Source organism: Bacillus sp. NPDC094077 (assembly GCF_050279465.1).
Lineage (GTDB): Bacteria > Bacillota > Bacilli > Bacillales > Bacillaceae_G > Bacillus_A.
In genome coordinates, this window is the sequence record NZ_JBNNUF010000005.1 from 299,299 (window position 1) to 315,994 (window position 16,696).

Below are 16,696 nucleotides of genomic sequence, written 5' to 3' on the forward strand. Positions count from 1 at the left end.
AAAGAGATTTCCGTTGTCTATTATAGAAATATAGAGCAGTGCGAAAGGGGAAAGTGACATGACATATATATTAAAAACGAATCAGCTGACGAAAGTGTTTAAAGGGAAAGAAGTTATTTCTAGTGTTAACATGCATGTGAAAAAAGGAGAGATTTACGGTTTTTTAGGACCGAATGGTGCTGGTAAAACAACGATTATGAAAATGATTACAAATTTAATAAAACCGACGAGCGGTGATATTGAAATTTTCGGTGAGAAGTTAACAGACACATCCTATGAAGTATTAAAAAGAATGGGGACAATTATTGAATATCCAATCTTTTATGATAAATTAACGGCAAAAGAAAACTTAGAATTACATTGTGAATATATGGGCTATTACGATAAAAATGCAATTGACCATGCTTTAAATTTAGTGAAACTGCAAGGCATAGATAATAAAAAAGTAAAAGATTTTTCATTAGGAATGAAACAACGACTTGGTATTGCAAGGGCCATCGTGACAAAGCCGGAATTACTCATTTTAGATGAACCGATTAACGGATTAGATCCAATTGGTATTAAAGAATTACGAGACTTGTTTAAAATGCTCTGCAAAGAATATGGTATTACATTATTAGTTTCTAGTCATATTTTAGGCGAGATGGAACTAATGGCAGATACAATTGGTGTTATCCAAAACGGAAAACTAATAAAAGAAGTTTCAATGAAGAGTATTAACGGAAAACAAACAGAGTACATTGAAATCACTGTTCCTGATGTGAAACGTGCAGCTTATATTTTAGAAGATAAACTTGGTATAAAAAACTACAAAATAATGAGTGGAAATATAATTCGTGTGTATGATACGGCAGCGTCTCAGCAAGAAATTTCAAAAGCACTCATTATGAACGATGTAGAAATTGAAAGTATTAATAAGAAACATAGTTCTTTAGAAGAATATTTCTTAAACGTAATGGATGGGGAAGGTATTCACGCTTAATGTAATTTCAGCGAGGGGGATATGATGATGAATGTATTAATACTAAATGTTATAGCTGGATTTATCCTAATGCTGATAAGTGGAATTTTATATTATAGAAAACCAGAACGAAAGTGGATATTAGTTTTACTAGTGATAGGAATAGTAAGTGTAATTACAGCTGGAATTAGAATGCTAGTAGCGTAGAGACGTTATGTAAGGAATGGAGGCGTGGTTTACATGTTTAGATTAATGAAGCTTGAATGGAAGAAACATCAATTATCTAGTTACTTTAAAGGGGTAGCAATTTGTATTATAGCAATTTTTGCTGCAGTAAGCCTTATGGCGTTGGGAGCGAAAGGTGAGGTAGAAGTGGTACTTTCTAACTTCACAGAACAAATGGTTGCTGCAAATATTTTTATTAGGATCACATTCATTATTTTTAGTTCGGTCATTTTATCACGTTTAGTAATTGATGAGTATAGGAGCAAAACAATACAGCTACTATTTATGTACCCACTGCAAAGGAAATTGCTAATGAGAGCGAAATTAACACTTGTTTTTTGTTTTTGTTTTGTGAGCACGATTATCGCTACTTTCATTATTAGTTTGCTCGTATATTTTGTAAGTCCAATGATGGGACTGATTGAAACGCCTGCTACAATAGGTGAAATAATAACTACCATTCCAGCTACTCTTATAAGTGCATTTATGATATCTGGTATAAGTTTAATTCCTTTATTTTTTGGGATGAGAAAGAAATCGACACCGACAACGATTACTTCCGCAGTAATAATCGGGATGATAATTAGTGGTAACGTTGGAAACGGTCAAGTAAGTATGTTTGATTTTATAGCTATCCCAATGGTGCTCTGTTTATTAGGAATTTTTATTAGTTATCTTTCGTATCGTAAAATCGATAAGATTGATGTGGCGTGAAGCAAGCCTAAAACAACAACGAACTGGGGTATGAATAGTGAAAAAAATAATAGTAATTGCAATTTTATTTATTACAATTGCTAGTGTGTTTTTTGGTTTTAAGACATTTCATAGGAAAGATTTTAAGAAAGAAAATTCTTTTGAGATAAATAATATAAAAGAAATAGAAGTAGACAATGAAAACTGGGATATTGAATTTATAAGTACAGACTCTAATAAAATAGTAATTTCCGCTCAAGGTCAACAAGTAGATAAAGATCTAGATCCCGTCAAGATAGAAAATGACGGAAATAAAATTATGATTAAGCAAAAACAAAAGGTGACCAGATTTTTTAATGGTTTTACGTTTAGGAAGAAAAATATCATTTCTATATCTATTCCGAAGAAAGAAATAGATAAAATTGCATTAAATAATAAATCGGGTAATGTGAAAATAAGCGATATAGTAGTAAAAAGTATCGTGACAAAAAGCAAGTCGGGAGATGAAATGTTTGCAGGACTATCGGCGGAAAAGGGGGAGTTCACATCCGAAAGTGGAGATTTAATTTTAAAAGATAGTTCATTACAAGAAGTAAATGTAGCTTCTACTACTGGCGATAATTATGTGAAAAATGTAAAAAACGAAAATATGAGCATCACTTCAACATCGGGTGAAGTATTATTGAAAGATATGACAGAAGGAAAATCATTATTTGTAGAAACAAAATCAGGCGATATTGGCGTAAGGTATAAAGATGCTCCGACTTCATTGAAACTTACGGCTAAAAGTAATTCGACTGACATAATGGTAGATTTAAACGGACTTAAGAAAGATAAAAATACAGAAAAGATAAAAGAAGGAACTATTGGTGATGCGACAAATAAAGTAAAGGTTGTAAGTGAAACAGGGGTAATTTATATCGATTAAACCTTAAATAAAAGGAAGGAGGACTGTCATGCTACGTCTTATGAAGCTAGAATTGAAGAAGTTTAAGCTTGGATGGTATGTGAAGGGAGCAATTATTGCAAATATCACCATACTGGCACTGTTAATCTTTTTTAGTATTGTTGCTCAAATAGAAGGAGATCCAGAAATAAGGGATCCACAGATGATTTTGTTGATGGCTAGTACGTTAGTAAGAGCAACATTTATTGTTTTTGGTGGCGTACTAATAGCGAAACTAATAATTGATGAATATAAAAATAAAACAATATTACTTATGTTTTCTTATCCAGTTAACCGAAAGAAAATGATGGTTAGTAAGTTAGCTATTACAGCGCTAGTAACATTTATAACAGTTATTTTATCTAACATTTTAGTAGTAGGAATTCTTTTTGGGATAGATAGTTATTTTTCAATTCTTCCTAATTCATTTACAGTAGATCAATTGATTCAAGAAGGGGTAAATCTTGTCCCTTTAGCAATTGCAACTGCGGGAATAAGTTTAATCCCTCTATATTTCGGAATGCGTAAACATTCGGTGCCAACTACAATCGCTTCATCTATTATCGTTGTGTCAATTGCAATTAATAACAATCCGATGTTTTCTACAGCAACTTTTCTTCCCCTTCAACTAGCACTTGCAGCAATTGGAGTTGCGATTGCATATTACGGAATTAAAAATATAGAGAGGGAAGATGCATTATAAAGTTTCACATGAAACAAGTTACAGAAAAAGACATTGTGAGAGGAATTCATCACACCTGAAAATTACCTAAAATGAAAAAAGACCACCCTAAGGTGGTCTTCCCTTCGGGTTGCCCCGATGGAAAGGGCGTTCTGCTTCCAAAACTGTTTTTCCTAAGTATATATTATGGAAGAGTTTCAATTTGGTTCCTAAATTATTTGATAATAGTGCAGTATGTTAATCTCACACAAATGCTTATTCATTTTGTTTTTTCTCTTTTTTATTATGAAGGTGGAGATTTTTGAGCGTCGTTTGCCCAAAAATACTACCTGTTCCTCCCAGAACTATTAGCCCTTAATAATTGTGATAATAGAGACCATCTACAAAAAAATTACTCCCTTGATATAACTGGAGCTATTAGGTGTGACAAAAATGGCACACCTAATAGCTCCTAATAATTACAAAAACTATAAAAAACTATCCTACATCAGCAATTGCTTGAATAGAATCAAGTCTAACATTAATCTTATTTGGAAAACCTATAATATTATTAGTTAAATTACTTTTTACTTCTACATTTGGTTCACTAATAGTAACTAAATTATAACTTACATTCATTATAAAACCTTTAATATGAATTCCTTCTAAAAATAATACAGTACGTAAATGAAGTAACTGATAAGAATATAAAAGTTCTCTAATCTCATTTGTTAATTCTAGAAAACTATTATCTACTAAAGAAAGAGAAGTTGATTCCATTAATTCTAAAGAGTCATTAGAATTATTATCTACTAAATGTTGAGAAGATGATTCTATTAATTCTAAAGAGTCATTAGAACTATTATCTACTAAATGTTGAGAAGATGATTTCATTAGTTCTACAGAGTTATTAGAAGACATTTTTGACTCTAATAAAGCATCAGAAGATTTGTCTGATTCAGCTGAAGTATCAGACATTCTTTTTGATTTATATGGAGTAAAAAAAGGACTAGGATTTACTTCAAATAATCTAAATTTCCGTTCCTTATTTTTAAAATCAGAACAAAACTGACACACCCGTATCCCCCCTTACAAACATATGATATGTACTATATAATAAACATGTTATAAAAAATGTACTGGGTATCTATAAATACCCAGTACATTTTTTAAATTTATTACGCTCCTTGATCGTCACTAACCGATAAAATGTCACTAATTTTAACACTAATTTGATTTGGATTTTCAAGAGCTCCACCATTATCATTGCTTTCCACTTCAACGCCTTCTCCATTACCACGACGAAGAGTAACAAAAGTTTCTCCAATTCGTGTAATAAGACCCTCTACATGGAACGATGGTAAAAATAATACAACTCTTGCTCCTACCAATTGGAATGCTTGTAACAAAGTACGAATTTCAGTTTCTTGCTGAAGTTCAGCCATATTGTGATATCTTCCTTTCCTACTAAATTTTAATAAATAACAATGAAATTCTATTAAATTAATTCATCATTACTTATACAAATAGAATATGTTTAAGCTTAATAAATGAAATAGACAGTTTGGCAAAAAAATATAAAAAATCTATCTAACAAAAGCAAACTTATTTTCTCTCATAAAAAATTTAGTTGAAGAAAAGTAATCTTAATTCAATACTGGAAGGGATTTGATGAATTAGTAAACTATGCCCACGGAAAAAACATTCATATGCTTGGAAATCATACAATAATAAGATTAAAGATAATGGGAGTATCGGTGTTTTTCACGAAACCTATCAAATAAAAAAAGTTGCTTCTAAAGCGATTTATGTTAATATACCAAAAATAGGTTTATCTAGAACCACCGAACATATACCACCATCCGAGGATACTAATACTTCTAAAAGAATGAATAAATTAGCATTTTCAATATGTATACTAATAAAAATCCTCTATTGATATAAAAAATGAAGGAGGAGAAAGGCCCTTGTGGTGTCTTTTCTTTTTGATTCTTAAATTTATATTTCACAGTATAATTCTTTTATTCTTATATAAAGGATAGAGGGAAATAAGGAAGATACTTATACATGAGAAAAGGAACTCTTATAGTTACATATTTATTATGGGAAAAGGTATAATAGATCGTTATTTTATTACAGGTGATCCAAAATTAAGAGAAGAAGCTATTATAGGTACTATGTGGCGCCTGGAAAAAAAGGCTATATGAAGTCAGATATTCTAGAAATTAAATCTTCTTTTAATAGTAAAATAGGTCAATATGGAGCACATGTTAAATTTAAAGATGAACCAAACATGTGGTACCAATACGTACGTTGGGACAATCTTCATACGGGTAAGGTTGAATTTGGCAAGGTAATGGCGAGCAAGGAAAACATACAGAATTAAAATAATTAATATTTAATCAAGTCGGAGGAGGGCATCTTAGGATGTCTTTTCTTTATTTTCAAAAGGACCTGCTCAATTAAGGCGTAAAATCATAAAGTAATGTGAACCCGTTAAAACACATGTGTGAACTCGAATTCCCCCTCTTACTCAAAGGAGAGATTAATATGGGCTTTGGTGGTAGTTGTGGCATAGGCTTTGGTGGTGGATTCGCTTTAGTCGTTGTGCTCTTTATCTTATTAATTATAGTTGGAGCTGCTTGCTTCTGCTAAAAAAACTATCGGAAAAGACACTCTTATATGAGTGTCTTTTCTTTATAACTTTACACAAATAGGAGTTTCGCCACATCCCATCAAGTTAAAAAACTAATTATCCCCCAAAACGAAAAAACGAGCCGAATTCTCATAAATAACTGTAGAGAGATAAAAATTTCGTTATGGGGGGTACTTTAAAATCTTAGCTTGATAGCGATGTGGTGGTCCTCCTATTAACAAACTATAAAAAAGATTGATAAAAATAAGCTATTTTACCTCATGTAAATATATGATTTTGCAAAGAAATTTCATTTTTTACATATAAAGAGTTTAACCCAAAATGATTGGTTCGATTAACTATCTTTCTTTAAATAGTGGTTTGGTCTTTTCTAAAAATGATTTAGTACCTTCTCTGAAGTCCTCTGTGGACGCTATCAAACCGAAATAATCTGCTCCAAGACGTGCCGACTCTTCTAAAGTTAAATTACCTCCCCGATGAATTGCCTCCCAAGTCATTTTTACTGCGATAGGAGCCTGAGATAGAATTTCTTGGATAAACGCTTCTGCCTCTGATAATAATTTATCAGGCTCAACAGTCCTATTAACCAGTCCTATTCGATAAGCTTCGTCTGCGCTTATCGCGGTTCCAGTGAGCAACAGTTCTGTAGCACGTCCCTTACCTATAAGTCTGGGCAATCTCGTAGTTCCTCCAAATCCGGCAACAGCTCCAATACGGACTTCAGGATGTCCTAATCTTGCATGATTAGCACAAATACGAATCGTACAGGATTCAGCTAACTCAAGTCCACCTCCTAGTGCATATCCGTTGATGGCAGCAACAACCACTTTTCCTAATGACTCGATTTTATGAGTAACCGTAACAGCCAACTGAGCTAAATCCCGTACTTCTAGTGGAGTGGCTTTATTGAGAAACTGAATGTCAGCACCTGCGGAAAATGCCTTTTCTCCGGCACCGATAATTATCAATGCTTTTACACTTGAATTAATTTTAACCCTGTCCAAGACGGAGGAAAGTTGCTCAAGAACATCTCGGTTTAACGCATTTAGTGCTTCCGGTCTGTTTAATGTAATTCTTGCAATACCATTTTCCTCAGTGTAGAGTACGACACCATTGTTTAACATTTTAATCCCTCCAATAGTTTAGTGTGCCGACACAAAAGGTTACTAATTTCTATCGCTTCTTTTATAACATTAAGAGAGGATTTTTACTGAGATGTCATCATCGACTGATTGCTCGTTCATAAGTGAGATTATATTCAGAATATACTGCGCAACTCAAAAAAGTTTTTTATTCATCAATTTAATCTTGTAGAATGCCCTTGTGGCGAAACATCTTGCATTTTTAACCACGACTAATATTCAGACATAGAACCTATCCCGCAACATTACAAGCAAAACCTAGTCTTCCAAAACTATCAAAGGTTGATTGAATTAAATTTTCAACCTGTTCTTGAGAACTCACATCAGTTTGAAATGAAGGAGCTTCTCCACCCATTTCCCGAAACGAATATCCCACTTATCTTTTTCTATCGTTACATTTTAGGAGCTTCCATTCCGGCAGCAGCCCATTCTTCTTTTGCAGGACCGTATACGCCAGGAACTGTTAATCCAGATTGACGCATTAAAACAGTCATCTGCCCGCGGTGGTGATTTTGATGATTAATGAGTGTCATTAAAAATATAGAATTCGGCATGGGACGACCAAAGAAGTCGTTAATAGTAGCCAAGTCTTTATCAGTCCATTCGCTTTGAAGTGCTTCAACAAAATATGCATTCACTTTTCGATATTCATCTGCAATTGTTTTTGCTGAATTTGGTACGGGATAATCTTTCGTTTCACCCTCAAACTTTAATCCTGTACCAGATAGAATAACAGGAATTGCAGTAACGATATGCCAAGCGACTCTTCCTAACGTCCAGTGTTCAGGTGCAATTTCTTGTGATAAAGATTCATCCGTTAATGCATCGAGCATTTTCTGAGTAGACTCAGCCTCGTATTTCCATGATTGTAAAAAGCCTTCAATTGTTTGGTACATTGTCATCCCTCCTGTTTTTGTTCATAGGTTAAATTCGTGAAAAAAGGATAGTTTCCTTTTGATATATGGGAAAGAATAATAAAAAAGGAAGGTGAAAGTATAAGCAAAAGGATAGAATGTTGCATGTAATAATTACTAGAATGTACGGAATAAACTTGTGTTTGTCTTCACTAGGTAAAGTTTTTCATTATTATTTGATATATGATTTCTAATTCGTTGTTTGTACTTAAACGATTGCGTTTGAAGGAAGTGATCAACATGTCTTCATGGCGCAATAATATAAATGGATATTGTGGGTGTAATAATCAAAATGATGTACATATTGATTCATGCTGTTTTAGTTGCGGCGGGACAGTTCCTAAGATCGGTTCAACCGGTACAGTGTAACTGCGACGTATGCATTTGCAAATAATACGTCGGGTACAGCGATATCGGTACTTCTCGGTGGAACAAATGTCCCGCTTCCAAATAATCAAAATATAGGTCCAGGAATTACTGTGTCTGGTGGAAATACAGTATTTACAGTTGCGAATGCTGGAAATTATTATATTTCATATACGATTAATATTACTACTTCATTAGCAGTAAGTTCTCAAATTACAATCAATGGAGCTTCTCTTGCAGCTGGAAGTGCGATGAGTTTGCAATTATTTGGTTTGGTAGCTGTTGCAATATTGTCAACAGCTACTCCAGGTGCGGTATTAACGATTATAAGACTAAGCTAAATAGTTATAACTCTCTTATTCTTTTAAGATTAGGAGAGTTGGTACATATAATAAGAGGTTAATGAGATAAGGCATAGTTATATAAAAGTCAGAATATTATGATTGTAACGTTATGGTGACTATAATATAATGAAAACAATCATCATGAATGAACATTCATTTACTTTTTATGTATTTGAAGGAGGAATGAAGATGGAAAAACCTTGGTTAAAAAATTATCCAGAGGAAATTCCAAGTACGATTTCTTATGATATTCAGCCGCTTCATGGATATGTAGAACAGATGGCTTCTCGTTATCCGGAAAAGAAAGCGCTTCACTTTTTAGGGAAGGATATTACATTTTCAGATTTCCATGATAAGGTGAAGAGATTTGCAAATTATCTTCAAACGCTAGGTGTGGAAAAAGGGGATCGAGTTGCCATTATGTTGCCGAACTGTCCGCAATCTGTAATTGGATATTACGGTACATTACTTGCGGGAGGTATCGTTGTACAAACGAATCCATTGTATACGGAAAGAGAACTAGAATACCAACTTCGTGACTCAGGAGCAAAAGTAATTCTTTGCCTGGATTTAGTATTTCCGAAAGTGACGAATGTCCAAAATACGACAAAGCTTGAACATATTATCGTAACCCGTATTGCAGATTTTTTACCTTTCCCTAAAAATTTATTGTATCCATTTGTGCAGAAGAAACAGTCGAATTTAGTTGTGAAAGTATCAGAAAGTGAAACGATTCATCTTTGGAATTCAGTAGAAAGAGAAGTAAATACGGATGTTGAAGTGCCGTGTAATCCTGAAAATGATCTAGCTCTTTTGCAGTATACAGGGGGGACGACAGGATTTCCGAAAGGGGTTATGTTGACGCATAAAAACCTTGTCTCGAACACTTTAATGGGAGCACATTGGTTATATAATTGTAAAGATGGAGAAGAAGTAATCCTTGGTGTCCTTCCGTTTTTTCATGTGTACGGGATGACAGCTGTCATGAATTTAAGTATTATGCAAGGATATAAAATGGTTCTGATTCCGAAGTTTGATATGAAAATGGTTTTTGAAGCAATTAAAAAACATAAAGTCACACTATTCCCAGGAGCACCAACTATTTATATTGCTCTATTAAATAGCCCTCTTTTAAAAGAATATGATATTTCTTCTATTCAGGCTTGTATTAGTGGCTCCGCACCGCTTCCTGTAGAAGTACAGGAGGAGTTTGAGAGAGTTACAGGTGGTAAACTAGTAGAAGGCTATGGATTAACGGAGTCATCACCAGTTACACATGGGAATTTCTTGTGGGAAAAACGTGTGCCAGGAAGTATTGGGGTACCGTGGCCAGATACAGAGGCAATCATTATGTCACTTGAAACAGGAGAGGCATTACCTCCAGGTGAAATTGGTGAAATTGTTGTTAAAGGCCCACAAATTATGAAAGGGTATTGGAATAAGCCAGAGGAAACGGCGGCTGTATTGCAAGATGGCTGGCTTCATACAGGGGATGTTGGTTACATGGATGAGGATGGCTTTTTCTATGTGAAAGATCGTAAGAAAGATATGATTGTTGCTAGCGGTTTTAACGTATATCCTCGTGAAGTAGAAGAAGTGTTATATGAACACGAAAAGGTGCAAGAAGTAGTGACAATCGGTGTTCCTGATCCGTACCGAGGGGAAACTGTAAAAGCGTTTGTTGTTTTGAAAGAAGGCGCCGAATGCTCTGAAGAGGAATTAGATCAGTTTGCACGTAAATATTTAGCGGCTTATAAAGTGCCGAAAGTATACGAGTTTAGAGATGAATTGCCGAAAACGACAGTAGGGAAAATTTTACGCCGTGTCCTAATAGATGAAGAGAAGAGAAAGAATGAGGATGAGCAAACGGGCTAAGGCCCTTTCTTTTTGAAAAAATAGGATTGACACTTTTCTAAATAGTCAGTATTATAAGAATATGAATGACTATTCATTCAGTCATCTTCTTGAAGGGGACAGTAAAGTGAAGAAAAATAGACCGAAATACAATCAAATTATTGATGCGGCAGTCATTGTGATTGCAGAGAATGGATACCATCAAGCGCAAGTTTCTAAAATTGCAAAGCAAGCTGGGGTAGCTGATGGCACGATTTATTTATATTTTAAAAATAAAGAAGATATATTAATATCCTTATTCCAAGAGAAGATGGGAGAATTTATTGAAACAATTCGTCAAAAAACAGCAGGAATTGAAAGCGCTGTAGCGAAGTTATTCATGTTGGTAGAAACGCACTTCTTGCTGTTATCACAAAATGATCCACTTGCTATCGTTACGCAATTAGAGCTAAGACAGTCCAATCAAGACTTGCGCCTTAAAATAAATGAAGTATTAAAAGGCTACTTACAAGTTATGGATGAGATTTTAGAAACAGGTATAAAGCAAGGTGAATTTCAGGCGGACTTAAATGTTCGCGTGGCAAGACAAATGATCTTTGGAACAGTAGATGAAGTTGTGACCAATTGGGTAATGAGCGATCATAAGTATGATCTGGTCGCACTTTCAAAAACGGTACATGGGCTACTTATTGCAGCTTGTGGTTATCGTCAATAATGGGAGGGATCATGTTGAAATTCCTATCTGTAAGAGTTGAAGACCATATTGCGGTGGCGACGCTAAACCATGCGCCAGCTAATGCAATGTCTTCACAAGTTATGCATGACGTTACTGAGTTAATTGACCAAGTGGAAAAGGATGATAACATTCGTGTGGTTGTTCTTCATGGTGAAGGGCGCTTCTTCTCAGCAGGAGCAGATATTAAAGAATTTACATCTGTTACTGAAGCGAAACAAGCGACAGAATTAGCACAGCTTGGACAAGTTACGTTTGAGCGCGTTGAAAAATGTTCAAAACCAGTTATTGCGGCAATTCATGGAGCGGCACTTGGCGGCGGCCTTGAGTTTGCTATGTCTTGCCACATGCGCTTTGTAACTGAAAGTGCAAAGCTTGGTTTACCTGAATTAACACTTGGATTAATTCCTGGTTTTGCAGGTACACAGCGCTTACCACGTTATGTTGGGAAAGCAAAAGCTTGTGAAATGATGTTAACAAGTACACCAATTACTGGTGCAGAAGCATTAAAATGGGGACTTGTTAACGGAGTGTTTTCTGAAGAAACACTTTTAGATGATACGCTTAAAGTTGCAAAACAAATTGCTGGAAAAAGTCCAGCAACAACTCGTGCTGTGCTAGAGTTATTGCAAACGACAAAATCGTCTCATTATTACGAAGGTGTACAGCGCGAAGCTCAAATTTTTGGTGAAGTATTTACGAGTGAGGATGGAAGAGAAGGTGTAGCGGCATTTTTAGAAAAGCGTAAACCTTCATTTAGCGGCAGGTAGTTCAATTATTTTTTTAATATAAATTAACAGAAAATTAAAATTGATAGAATCTTTCTGAAAAACAAGGGGGTAAATGGAATGAACATCTACGTACTCATGAAACGAACATTTGATACAGAAGAAAAAATCGTAATTAAAAACGGTGCAATTTACGATGGCGAAGCGGAATTCATCATCAACCCTTACGATGAATATGCGATTGAAGAAGCAATTCAAGTAAGAGACGCACAAGGTGGAGAAGTTACAGTTGTAACAGTCGGTGGCGCAGATAGTGAGAAAGAACTTCGTACTGCATTAGCGATGGGCTGCGATAAAGCGGTATTAATTAATATTGAAGATGATGTTGAAAATGGTGACCAGTTCACAACAGCAAAAGTACTTGCTGAATATTTAAAAGATAAAGAAGTAGATTTAATTTTAGGTGGGAACGTTGCAATTGATGGTGCATCTGGACAAGTTGGTCCACGCGTGGCAGAAGCGTTAAATATTCCGTATGTAACGACAATTACAAAACTTGCAATTGACGGTACAAACGTGAAGATTGAGCGTGATGTTGAAGGGGATACAGAAGTAATTGAAACATCATTACCAGTTTTAGTAACAGCGCAACAAGGTTTAAATGAACCACGTTATCCATCGCTTCCAGGTATTATGAAGGCGAAGAAAAAACCACTAGAAGAATTAGAATTAGATGATTTAGATTTAGAATTAGATGATGTGGAAGCAAAGACAAAAACAATTGAAATCTATTTGCCTCCTAAGAAAGATGCAGGAAAAGTGTTACAAGGCGAGCTGCAAGATCAAGTAAAAGAACTTGTATCGTTGCTCCATACAGAAGCGAAAGTAATCTAATAAAATACGAAATTATATATGCAGGAGGGAAAATCTATGGCTCGTAAAGTATTAGTAATGGGTGAAGTTCGTGACGGATCGCTACGTAACGTTTCGTTTGAAGCGGTAGCAGCAGCAAAAACAATTGCAGAAGGCGGTGAAGTGGTAGGTCTTCTAGTTGGAGACAGCGTTGCCTCTTTTGCAAATGAATTGATTCATTACGGTGCAGATCGCGTTGTGACAGTTGAAAATGATAAATTAAAATCATATACATCTGATGGCTATGCACAAGCGTTTTTAGCTGTGTATGCTGAAGAAAGGCCAGAAGGTATTGTATTTGGACATACAGCACTTGGAAAAGATTTATCACCAAAATTAGCGGCGAAGCTTGAAGCAGGTCTAGTCTCTGACGTAACTGGTTTAGAAGTTGAAGGTGGAAATGTTATCTTCACTCGTCCAATCTACTCTGGTAAAGCGTTTGAGAAGAAGATTGTAACAGACGGTATCTTATTTGCGACAGTGCGTCCAAATAACATTACAACTCTTGAAAAAGATGAGTCTCGCAGCGGTGACGTGTCTTCTATTACAGTTGATGTGAAAGATTTACGTACAATCATTCAAGATGTTGTCCGCAAAACTGCAGAAGGTGTTGATCTTTCTGAAGCGAAAGTTATTATCGCTGGCGGACGCGGTGTGAAGAGTGAAGAAGGATTTAAACCATTAAAAGAATTAGCTGACGTACTAGGCGGCGCTGTTGGGGCATCTCGTGGTGCTTGTGATGCTGAGTATTGCGACTACTCATTACAAATTGGTCAAACTGGTAAAGTTGTTACGCCAGACTTATACATTGCATGTGGTATTTCTGGTGCGATTCAGCATTTAGCTGGTATGTCTAACTCAAAAATAATCGTTGCGATTAATAAAGATCCAGAAGCAAGTATCTTCAAAGTAGCTGACTACGGTATTGTCGGTGACTTATTTGAAGTCGTACCTCTTTTAACAGAAGAGTTTAAAAAGTTAAAAGTACATTCATGATTTGAGTACCCTTGAGTTCCAAGTGAAGTACCCCTATATATAGAAAAAGGTGAGAGATCCCCTGTCTCTCATCTTTTTAGTATTTAATCTGTATTTTTATATAGTATAAAGGAACATTTTTTTGTTACAATACATAACGATACATATTATTCGCCACGTATATAAGTTAATGATATACTCTTGGTAGAATATACTTGAAGGAGGAAATAAAATGGCAATTGTAAACGCAAATGACCAAAGCTTCGCAGCTGAGACTAGCGAAGGTGTTGTATTATTAGATTTCTGGGCACCTTGGTGTGGACCTTGTAAAATGATCGCTCCTGTATTAGAGGAAATTGATGCAGAACTAGGCGAAAAAGTAAAAGTAGTAAAAGTAGACGTTGATGAAAACCAAGAAACTGCTCGTCAATTCGAAGTAATGAGCATTCCAGCTCTTTTCGTATTAAAAGACGGTAAAGTAGTTGATCAAGCGTTAGGTTACAAACCGAAAGAAGCGTTAGTAGAATTAGTTTCTAAACACTTCTAAAATAAAGAAGCTACCATTTGGTAGCTTTTTTTATTTTCTTTTTTACAACCTTTCCGTTACAATAAAAGAACGTATGTTGGGTGTTTTGGCATAGTATGTTTTCGTGTGAAAATAAAAATGCTAAGCATGTAGAAATGGAGGGTGACGAGTGCACGAACATTTGAAAGAGAAGTTGGCCATTTTACCAGATCAACCTGGTTGTTATTTAATGAAAGATAAGCAAGGAACGGTTATATATGTCGGAAAAGCAAAAGTGCTTAAAAATCGTGTGCGCTCGTACTTTACTGGTTCGCATGATGGAAAAACACTGCGGCTTGTAGGAGAAATTGTTGACTTTGAATATATTGTAACCTCCTCAAATTTGGAGGCTCTTATTTTAGAGTTAAATTTAATAAAAAAATATGATCCAAAATATAATATTCAATTAAAAGATGATAAAACATATCCGTTTATCAAAATCACGGCTGAAAAACAGCCGCGCTTACTCATTACGCGAAACGTAAAAAAGGATAAAGGAAAGTATTTTGGTCCTTATCCGAATGCGCAATCCGCTCATGAAACGAAAAAACTGCTAGATCGTATGTATCCACTTCGTAAATGCACGAATATGCCAGATAAAGTTTGCCTGTATTATCATATGGGCCAATGTTTAGCGCCGTGTGTGAAGGAAGTGACGGAAGAACAAAATAAAGAAATTGTAGATGAAATTATTAAGTTTTTAAATGGTGGGCATAAAGAAATTCGTTCAGAATTAGAAACAAAGATGTATGAGGCTTCAGAGAAACTAGAATTTGAACGGGCGAAAGAGCTAAGAGATCAAATTGCTCATATGGATGCGATTATGGAAAAACAAAAAATGATTATGAGTGACTTAGTAGATCGTGATGTGTTTGGATATGCAGTTGATAAGGGGTGGATGTGTGTTCAAGTGTTCTTCGTTCGGAAAGGAAAGCTAATTGAACGCGATGTTTCTATGTTTCCAATCTATGATGAACCAGAAGAGGGATTTTTAACGTTTATCGGTCAATTTTATGAAAACAGTAGTCATTTTAAGCCGAAGGAAATTGTCGTTCCAGGAAGTATAGACTCAGAATTAGTGGAGCGTTTTTTAGAAGTTGAAGCGACACAGCCGAAACGTGGTAAGAAAAAAGATCTTGTAGAATTAGCGAATAAAAATGCGAAAATCGCTCTTGAAGAGAAATTCTATTTAATTGAACGTGATGAAGAGCGAACAATTAAAGCTGTAGATCATTTAGGGAAGCAGCTCGGTATTGAAACGCCGTATCGTATTGAGGCGTTTGATAATTCAAATATTCAAGGGACAAATCCGGTTTCGGCAATGATTGCTTTTATTGATGGGAAGCCAGCAAAGAAAGAATATAGAAAATATAAAATTAAAACAGTTCAAGGACCAGATGATTATGAGTCTATGAGAGAAGTTGTGAGACGCCGTTATACGAGGGCGCTTAAAGAGAATTTACCTTTACCAGATTTAATTATTATTGATGGGGGAAAAGGTCATCTGGCGGCTGCAAGCGATGTTCTGGAGAATGAGCTCGGATTATATATTCCAATGGCAGGACTTGTAAAAGATGACAAACATAAAACATCACATTTAATTATTGGAGATCCACCTGAACCTGTGATGCTTGAGAGGAATAGCCAAGAATTTTATTTATTGCAGCGTATTCAAGATGAAGTGCATCGATTTGCGATTACATTCCATCGTCAATTACACGGGAAATCTGTTATTCAATCAGCGCTGGATGATATTCCGGGAATTGGTGATAAACGGAAAAAGGTATTGTTAAAACATTTTGGTTCATTGAAGAAGATGAAAGAAGCTTCTGTAGCAGAATTTGTCGAAGCGGGTATGCCGAAAAATGTCGCGGAGACAATTTATACGTATTTAACAGATAAGAAGACGTTGTAGTTTACAATGTCTTCTGTTTTTTGGTATAATTTCTGAAGATTTAAAATAAACATATCTGAATGAAAATACAAAAAAGTCAACTAAACTTATATGTCTAGTTGACTGT

General features: G+C 35.2%; 19 protein-coding genes and 2 pseudogenes. 17 read left to right on the forward strand and 4 right to left on the reverse strand.

What is annotated here, in order from left to right:
- Positions 1-58: 58 nt before the first annotated feature.
- From ACQKNR_RS15710 to ACQKNR_RS15730, 5 genes are read left to right on the forward strand one after another with little or no spacing between them, the layout of a single operon-like run.
- Positions 59-982: an ABC transporter ATP-binding protein gene (locus ACQKNR_RS15710; RefSeq protein WP_427318683.1), complete on the forward strand. Its 924-nt coding sequence runs from the start codon at positions 59-61 to the stop codon at positions 980-982.
- A 24-nt stretch (positions 983-1,006) separates the two neighbouring features.
- The gene (locus ACQKNR_RS15715) at positions 1,007-1,168 is read left to right on the forward strand and encodes a hypothetical protein (RefSeq protein ID WP_427318684.1); all 162 of its coding nucleotides are present in this window, start codon (positions 1,007-1,009) and stop codon (positions 1,166-1,168) included.
- 33 nt (positions 1,169-1,201) lie between these two features.
- Entirely contained in the window at positions 1,202-1,900 is a 699-nt protein-coding gene (locus tag ACQKNR_RS15720) for an ABC transporter permease (RefSeq protein WP_427318685.1), read from the forward strand.
- A 37-nt stretch (positions 1,901-1,937) separates the two neighbouring features.
- On the forward strand, positions 1,938-2,807 hold the full coding sequence (locus tag ACQKNR_RS15725; protein ID WP_427318686.1) for a DUF4097 family beta strand repeat-containing protein: 870 nt from the start codon (positions 1,938-1,940) through the stop codon (positions 2,805-2,807).
- Between the two features lie 28 nt (positions 2,808-2,835).
- A complete protein-coding gene (locus tag ACQKNR_RS15730; RefSeq protein WP_427318687.1) occupies positions 2,836-3,528 on the forward strand; it encodes an ABC transporter permease in 693 nt (230 codons plus the stop codon).
- 456 nt (positions 3,529-3,984) lie between these two features.
- On the opposite strand, the gene ACQKNR_RS15735 is transcribed toward ACQKNR_RS15730, so the two are convergent.
- Together ACQKNR_RS15735 and ACQKNR_RS15740 are read right to left on the reverse strand one after the other, a co-directional pair.
- Positions 3,985-4,563, reverse strand: a complete 579-nt coding sequence (locus ACQKNR_RS15735; RefSeq protein ID WP_427318688.1) for a hypothetical protein — start codon at positions 4,561-4,563, stop codon at positions 3,985-3,987.
- Positions 4,564-4,664: 101 nt separating this feature from the next.
- Positions 4,665-4,931, reverse strand: a complete 267-nt coding sequence (locus ACQKNR_RS15740) for a hypothetical protein (RefSeq protein ID WP_427318689.1) — start codon at positions 4,929-4,931, stop codon at positions 4,665-4,667.
- 189 nt (positions 4,932-5,120) lie between these two features.
- On the opposite strand from ACQKNR_RS15740, the pseudogene ACQKNR_RS15745 reads away from it, so the two are divergent.
- From ACQKNR_RS15745 to ACQKNR_RS15755, 3 genes and pseudogenes are all read left to right on the forward strand, one after another.
- Positions 5,121-5,425, forward strand: a pseudogene (locus ACQKNR_RS15745) (monooxygenase family protein); the annotation flags it as partial.
- A gap of 264 nt (positions 5,426-5,689) precedes the next feature.
- Positions 5,690-5,872: a DUF3139 domain-containing protein gene (locus ACQKNR_RS15750; RefSeq protein WP_427318690.1), complete on the forward strand. Its 183-nt coding sequence runs from the start codon at positions 5,690-5,692 to the stop codon at positions 5,870-5,872.
- Between the two features lie 164 nt (positions 5,873-6,036).
- Positions 6,037-6,141, forward strand: coding sequence for a YjcZ family sporulation protein (locus tag ACQKNR_RS15755; protein ID WP_427318691.1), 105 nt, complete (start codon positions 6,037-6,039; stop codon positions 6,139-6,141).
- A 339-nt stretch (positions 6,142-6,480) separates the two neighbouring features.
- On the opposite strand, the gene ACQKNR_RS15760 is transcribed toward ACQKNR_RS15755, so the two are convergent.
- Both ACQKNR_RS15760 and ACQKNR_RS15765 read right to left on the reverse strand, forming a co-directional pair.
- Positions 6,481-7,266, reverse strand: coding sequence for an enoyl-CoA hydratase/isomerase family protein (locus tag ACQKNR_RS15760; protein ID WP_427318692.1), 786 nt, complete (start codon positions 7,264-7,266; stop codon positions 6,481-6,483).
- A gap of 410 nt (positions 7,267-7,676) precedes the next feature.
- Complete coding sequence (locus tag ACQKNR_RS15765) at positions 7,677-8,180, reverse strand: DinB family protein (protein WP_427318693.1); 504 nt, start codon at positions 8,178-8,180, stop codon at positions 7,677-7,679.
- Positions 8,181-8,438: 258 nt separating this feature from the next.
- Between ACQKNR_RS15765 and ACQKNR_RS15770 the strand changes: the two genes are divergently transcribed.
- From ACQKNR_RS15770 to uvrC, 9 genes and pseudogenes are all read left to right on the forward strand, one after another.
- On the forward strand, positions 8,439-8,567 hold the full coding sequence (locus tag ACQKNR_RS15770) for a hypothetical protein (RefSeq protein ID WP_427318694.1): 129 nt from the start codon (positions 8,439-8,441) through the stop codon (positions 8,565-8,567).
- Positions 8,561-8,905 (forward strand): annotated as a pseudogene (locus tag ACQKNR_RS15775) (BclA C-terminal domain-containing protein); the annotation flags it as partial. The gene ACQKNR_RS15770 and the pseudogene ACQKNR_RS15775, both read left to right, overlap by 7 nt.
- 192 nt (positions 8,906-9,097) lie before the next feature.
- A complete protein-coding gene (locus ACQKNR_RS15780) occupies positions 9,098-10,783 on the forward strand; it encodes a long-chain-fatty-acid--CoA ligase (protein ID WP_427318695.1) in 1,686 nt (561 codons plus the stop codon).
- 106 nt (positions 10,784-10,889) lie between these two features.
- Entirely contained in the window at positions 10,890-11,477 is a 588-nt protein-coding gene (locus ACQKNR_RS15785; RefSeq protein WP_427318696.1) for a TetR/AcrR family transcriptional regulator, read from the forward strand.
- 11 nt (positions 11,478-11,488) lie between these two features.
- Positions 11,489-12,265, forward strand: coding sequence for an enoyl-CoA hydratase (locus tag ACQKNR_RS15790; RefSeq protein ID WP_427318697.1), 777 nt, complete (start codon positions 11,489-11,491; stop codon positions 12,263-12,265).
- Positions 12,266-12,343: 78 nt separating this feature from the next.
- Positions 12,344-13,117 (forward strand): electron transfer flavoprotein subunit beta, encoded by a 774-nt coding sequence (gene etfB / locus ACQKNR_RS15795; RefSeq protein ID WP_427318698.1) that lies wholly within the window; start codon positions 12,344-12,346, stop codon positions 13,115-13,117.
- A 36-nt stretch (positions 13,118-13,153) separates the two neighbouring features.
- A complete protein-coding gene (gene etfA, locus ACQKNR_RS15800) occupies positions 13,154-14,131 on the forward strand; it encodes an electron transfer flavoprotein subunit alpha (protein WP_427318699.1) in 978 nt (325 codons plus the stop codon).
- A gap of 211 nt (positions 14,132-14,342) precedes the next feature.
- The gene (gene trxA / locus ACQKNR_RS15805; RefSeq protein WP_001018943.1) at positions 14,343-14,657 is read left to right on the forward strand and encodes a thioredoxin; all 315 of its coding nucleotides are present in this window, start codon (positions 14,343-14,345) and stop codon (positions 14,655-14,657) included.
- A 148-nt stretch (positions 14,658-14,805) separates the two neighbouring features.
- Entirely contained in the window at positions 14,806-16,590 is a 1,785-nt protein-coding gene (uvrC, locus tag ACQKNR_RS15810) for an excinuclease ABC subunit C (protein ID WP_427318700.1), read from the forward strand.
- The last annotated feature ends 106 nt before the right edge of the window (positions 16,591-16,696 follow it).

Excerpts from the sequence above, each read along its gene's own strand:
- ACQKNR_RS15710 (WP_427318683.1), top strand. The coding sequence starts at position 59 with ATGACATATATATTAAAAACGAATCAGCTGACGAAAGTGTTTAAAGGG.
- ACQKNR_RS15715 (WP_427318684.1), top strand. The coding sequence starts at position 1,007 with ATGATGAATGTATTAATACTAAATGTTATAGCTGGATTTATCCTAATG.
- ACQKNR_RS15720 (WP_427318685.1), top strand. The coding sequence starts at position 1,202 with ATGTTTAGATTAATGAAGCTTGAATGGAAGAAACATCAATTATCTAGT.
- ACQKNR_RS15730 (WP_427318687.1), top strand. The coding sequence starts at position 2,836 with ATGCTACGTCTTATGAAGCTAGAATTGAAGAAGTTTAAGCTTGGATGG.
- ACQKNR_RS15740 (WP_427318689.1), bottom strand. The coding sequence starts at position 4,931 with ATGGCTGAACTTCAGCAAGAAACTGAAATTCGTACTTTGTTACAAGCA.
- ACQKNR_RS15750 (WP_427318690.1), top strand. The coding sequence starts at position 5,690 with ATGAAGTCAGATATTCTAGAAATTAAATCTTCTTTTAATAGTAAAATA.
- ACQKNR_RS15755 (WP_427318691.1), top strand. The coding sequence starts at position 6,037 with ATGGGCTTTGGTGGTAGTTGTGGCATAGGCTTTGGTGGTGGATTCGCT.
- ACQKNR_RS15760 (WP_427318692.1), bottom strand. The coding sequence starts at position 7,266 with ATGTTAAACAATGGTGTCGTACTCTACACTGAGGAAAATGGTATTGCA.
- ACQKNR_RS15765 (WP_427318693.1), bottom strand. The coding sequence starts at position 8,180 with ATGTACCAAACAATTGAAGGCTTTTTACAATCATGGAAATACGAGGCT.
- ACQKNR_RS15770 (WP_427318694.1), top strand. The coding sequence starts at position 8,439 with ATGTCTTCATGGCGCAATAATATAAATGGATATTGTGGGTGTAATAAT.
- ACQKNR_RS15780 (WP_427318695.1), top strand. The coding sequence starts at position 9,098 with ATGGAAAAACCTTGGTTAAAAAATTATCCAGAGGAAATTCCAAGTACG.
- ACQKNR_RS15790 (WP_427318697.1), top strand. The coding sequence starts at position 11,489 with ATGTTGAAATTCCTATCTGTAAGAGTTGAAGACCATATTGCGGTGGCG.
- etfB (WP_427318698.1), top strand. The coding sequence starts at position 12,344 with ATGAACATCTACGTACTCATGAAACGAACATTTGATACAGAAGAAAAA.
- etfA (WP_427318699.1), top strand. The coding sequence starts at position 13,154 with ATGGCTCGTAAAGTATTAGTAATGGGTGAAGTTCGTGACGGATCGCTA.
- trxA (WP_001018943.1), top strand. The coding sequence starts at position 14,343 with ATGGCAATTGTAAACGCAAATGACCAAAGCTTCGCAGCTGAGACTAGC.